Annotated in this window: 4 protein-coding genes; all 4 read right to left on the reverse strand. The window is 70.4% G+C overall.

Annotated features, from left to right (window positions below):
• On the reverse strand, nucleotides 1–906 hold a 906-nt coding region (locus VR44_RS16150), incomplete at its 3' end, for a YihY/virulence factor BrkB family protein (RefSeq protein ID WP_045948195.1).
• 81 nt (nucleotides 907–987) lie between these two features.
• A complete protein-coding gene (locus VR44_RS16155) occupies nucleotides 988–1,683 on the reverse strand; it encodes a DUF6766 family protein (protein ID WP_045948196.1) in 696 nt (231 codons plus the stop codon).
• Nucleotides 1,684–1,764: 81 nt separating this feature from the next.
• A complete protein-coding gene (locus VR44_RS16160) occupies nucleotides 1,765–2,148 on the reverse strand; it encodes a hypothetical protein (RefSeq protein WP_245691860.1) in 384 nt (127 codons plus the stop codon).
• Between the two features lie 442 nt (nucleotides 2,149–2,590).
• The coding region (locus VR44_RS16165; protein WP_045948198.1) for a molybdopterin oxidoreductase family protein at nucleotides 2,591–4,674 on the reverse strand (2,084 nt) is incomplete at its 5' end.

Consider the following 4,674-nt stretch of genomic DNA (forward strand, 5'->3'; position numbering starts at 1 on the left):
CTCCAGGCCCAGCAGGACGGCCAGGTTGGTGATCCACAACCACACCAGGAAGATGATCACGCCGGCGAGGGTTCCGTACGTCTTGTTGTACGAACCGAAGTTCGCCACGTAGAACGCGAACCCGGCCGAGGCGATCATCCAGATCACCAAGGCCAGGAAGCTGCCCGGAGTCACCCACCGGAAGCCGCGGCCCTTGGCATTGGGCGAGGCCCAGTACAGCAGCGCGATCATGACCGTGACCAGGACCAGCAGGAAGGGCCACTTCGCGATCGACCACACCGTCATCGCGGTGTCGCCCACCCCCAGCGCCGATCCCGCCTGCCGGGCCAGAGTGCCGGTGAACACCACGATCAGCGCACTGGTCACGGCGAGGATCATGAGCACCACGGTCAGCCCGACGCGGAGCGGCAGCACCTTCCACACCGGCCGGCCTTCGGGCATGTCGTAGACGGCGTTGGAGGCGCGGATGAACGCGGCCACGTACCCGGACGCCGACCAGATCGCGACCAGGATGCCCACGATCGCCAGCAGCGATCCGATGCCGGCGTTGTCCTGCAGCTGCCGCACCGCGTTGCCGATCACGTCCCGAGCCGCGCCGGGGGTGAGTCTTTGCACGTTGTCCATGACCTGCTTCGTCGCTGAGTCGCCGGCGATGCCCAGCAGCGAAACGAGGACCAGGAGGGCGGGGAAGAGGGCGAGGACCCCGTAGTAGGTCAGTGCCGCGGCCCGGTCCGCGAGCTCGTCGTCCTTGAACTCCTTCAGAGTGCCGCGCAGCACCGCCTTCCAGGAGCGCTTGGGCAGCTCGGAGAGCCGGTCCGGCTCCCGCTCTTCCACCTGTCGGCCCGGGCCTGCGGTCTGCTCGGCGGGCGGCCCGGCTTCGGGCTCCGGTCGCTTGTCAGGTTCCATAACCAGCGCTTTTCCATTCCGGCCGCGCCCATGCCGCTCGACGCACCGGAAGTGAACCGGCGCTCGTACGCCGGCACCCCCTCAGCCCTCGACGCCGGTGGAGGAGTGCGCGGCACCGACCGGCTTCGATTCGGGGGAGCCGCGTTGGCGGAGGTAGACGGAGAGGATGGCCATGGCGGCCACCGCGAGGAGCTCGGACTGCCAGTTCTGCAGGGTCCGGCTCCAGAAGTCCGCGGAGGCCAGATACTCCGCCCAGCTGACCGGTTCGGCCAGATCGCGCAGCTGCTCGGCGTTGTAGGCGGCAGTGCCCGAGATGGACTGCGCGAGCCAGGACAGCAGGAACAGCAGTGCCATCACGGTGCCCAGCGAGCGCGAGTACAGGTTCTGACGCCAGTCCCGGGTGCCGGCCCAGCGCGGCGAGTCCGCGCGGGCGTGCTCGCCCATGTGCTGGTCCCGGTCGCTCTCGGGGCCGGCCTTGTGGAGCTTCTTGGACTCGGGGGAGCCGCGCTGGAGGAGATAGACGGTGCCGAAGATGTAGAGGAAGAACTGCAGGAACTCCGACTGCCAGTTCTCGGTGACGTCGACGGCGAAGTCGGACGAGGTGAGGTACTGGGCGAAGGTGACCTGCTGCAGTCCTGCGGTGGCGAGCTGCTCGTTGAACTCCGCCTGTCCGGCGACGGCCTGGCAGGCCAGGACGATCAGGAACGCGCCTCCGAAGGCCAGGGTGAGGCTGTTGTCGCGCCAGAAGCCGCCCGGCCGCCCCTGTGGTGTGCTCATCGCTGCAGCAGTCCGATCGTGGTGAAGTAGGCCAGCCCGACGAGGATGACGGCCAGGACGGTGATGAACAGTGCGCGCACGTCAGCCTCCCTTGACCTTGCAGTCGAACGGCAGGTCCGGGCGCGGCGTGCAGCCGGCCGCGATCACCTTCCACCCCTTGTCGAACTGCGACAGGAACAGGGTGTCGCCGCTCAGGCGCACCATGGCTTGTCGCCCGTAGACCTCCGCCACGGCATCCGCAGCTCCGCCGGAGACGACCGGCAACTGTTCCCTCGCCAGCCCACCGGCGCAGCCGTCGGTACCAGAAGCGACCTCCTGCCGGGTCTGCGGCGCCAGAAGCGCGCAGGCCCGCCCGAAGCCGGCAGCGCTCAGCGCACTCTGGAACTCCCGCGCGACGGCGACGGCGTCCGCCTGCCGAGGACCGGATGCCCCGCACCCGCCGGACCCCAGAACGACCGCGGCCACCGCCCCCGCCGAGCACCAGGCCCGCAACACCCATCGCCGCCCTCCGCCGGCGGCCGAAACTGTATGGATCACTTCGACGCCGCGCTGGGGACCTTCAGCGGATCCCGGGGCGCCTGCCCCTTGGCTTCCTCCAGCTGCTTGCCGAGCTCCTCGAGGCGGTTGCACGATGGCGTCCAACAAGATCTCCTCGATCGAAGGGCAGCGCGACGGCCCGCGTCGTGCATGTCCGCTACCCGAACTTCCCCGCCACCTCTGCGCCCGCCCCGAGGAACTCACCCATCTGGTGGCCGACCGCCACCCTGCTGCGGCGCAGCAGACACCCGAACCGTGGCGCCACCTGGCAGGCAGAGCCCGCAGACCGGTACACGGCCCGCGGGCGGTCAGCCCCGATCGGTGCACCGCCCGGAGGTCTCGTCATCCGCGCGCCGCGTACCGTCCCCGGCTACGACCGCGGGTTGTCGGCGCGTTCGACGAGGGTCAGGGCGGCTGCGGCGGTTTTGAACTGCGGCTGCTTGGAGACGGGGTCCCAGAGGGGGGCGATCACCTCGTTCGCGGCACGTCCCGGGACTCCAGGGGGTGGGGCGGCGTCGGCGGAGCTGTCCCAGTATCCGTAGTGGAAGGGTACGAACAGTACTCCGGGGCGGATGGAGCCGATACGCAGCCGTCCGCGGAGGGTGCCGCACCGGGTCGTGACGTCGACGAGGTCGCCTTCCGCGAGCCCGAGACGAGACGCGTCGGCGTCCGCGATCTCCACCCAGACGTCGGGGGCGGCGGCGTTGAGTCGGGGGACCCGTCCGGTCTTGGTGCGGGTGTGGAAGTGGTACAGGGTGCGACCGGTGGTCAGCTGGAAGGGGTGCTCCGCCTCCGGCCACTCCTGCGGCGGGACGTAGGGGGCGGGCCGGATGAGCGCCCTTCCGTCCGGGTTCACCGAGCGGTACCACTCCTCGCCGAGCGGTTCGCCCGTCACCAGGTCCTTGCCGTACGTCTCACACAGGTCCGGGTGGGCCCAGGCCGGGCCGTCGCCGTAGAGGCGGTCCGTGCCGGCCGGAGCCTGCGCGGTGCACGGCCACTGGACGCCGCTCGGGCTGCGGAGCTTCTCGTAGCTCAGGCCGGTGTAGTCGCAGGGCCGTCCGGCACTGCACCGCTTCCACGCTTCGAAGGCCTCCTCAGGTCCGCTCCAGTGAACCAGGCAGCCGCCGTCCTTGTCCTCGAAGCCCATCCGGGCCGCGTAGTCGAGGAAGATGTCCAGGTCCGGGCGGGCCTCGCCGGGCGGGTCCACGGCCTTCTCCGACAGGTGGACGGTGCGGTCGGCGTTGGTGAAGGTGCCCGTCTTCTCGCCCCACGTCGCCGCGGGCAGCACCACGTCGGCGAACTGCGCCGTCTCTGTCGGGAACAGGTCCTGGACGACCGTGAACAGGCCATCGCGGGAGAGGATCGAGCGGATCCGGGTCAGTTCGGGCAGGGACACGGCAGGGTTGGTGGCGCTGATCCACAGCATCCGCACCGTGCCCTCCTCCGCCAGACGGAAGATCTCCATGGCGTGCGTGGGCGGTCCGTCGTGGGGGATGGCCGAGGGCTCCACGTTCCAGATCCGGGCGAGGTCGGCCACGTGGTCCTCGTTCTGCCAGTTCCTGAAACCCGGCAGGTCCCCGTCGGCGCCGCATTCGCGGGTGTTCTCCGCGGTGGGCTGCCCGTTCATCTGCAGCACCCCCGCCCCCGGGCGGCCCAGCATGCCGCGGATCAGGTGCAGGTTGTTGACCTGGACGGCCGCGGCGGTCGCCTGGTCCGCGGCGGTCGCCTGGTTCGCCTGGTAGAACCCCTGCAGCACGGTCGACAGCAGCCGCTCGGCGGTGCCGACCAGCTCGGCGGCCTCCTCGATCGAGGCCGCCGGTACGTCGCAGATCCCGGCGGCCCACCGCGGCGTGCATGGTGCGATCCGCTCGCACAGGGCCTCGAATCCGACGGTGTGCCCGGAGATGAAGGCGGGATCCGTCCACCCGTGCCGGACGACCTCGTGCAGCAGCGCGTTGAGCAGCGCCACGTTGGTACCGAGGCGGGGTGCCAGGTGCACGGCGGCCCTGCGCGCCACCGGTGTGAGCCGCGGGTCCACGCACAGCAGACGGGGCGGGTCGTCACCGTCCAGCCGGTCCAGGATCCGCATCCACTGGACGACCTGCGTCTCGGCGATGTTGTGTCCGAACAGGGCGACCACATCGGCGTGGTCGATGTCCTCATAGGAGCCGGGCTGGCCGTCACTGCCGAAGGACTGCTTCAGGGCCTCCGCCGCCGTCGCCGTGCACAGACGGGTGTTGCCGTCCAGATGCGGAGTGCCGATCCCGGCGCGGGCGAGGACGGCGAGCGTGTAGTACTCCTCCAGGAAGAGCTGCCCGGAGGTGTAGAACGCGACCGCCTCCGGCCCGTGGGACGTGATGAGCTCCCGCGACCGGGCGACGACGCGTCCCATCGCCGTGGGCCAGTCGCTCTCGACCAGGCGGCCGCCTTCACGGACCAGAGGCCGCGTGAGCC

The organism is Streptomyces katrae, from assembly GCF_000966975.1.
GTDB lineage: Bacteria > Actinomycetota > Actinomycetes > Streptomycetales > Streptomycetaceae > Streptomyces > Streptomyces katrae.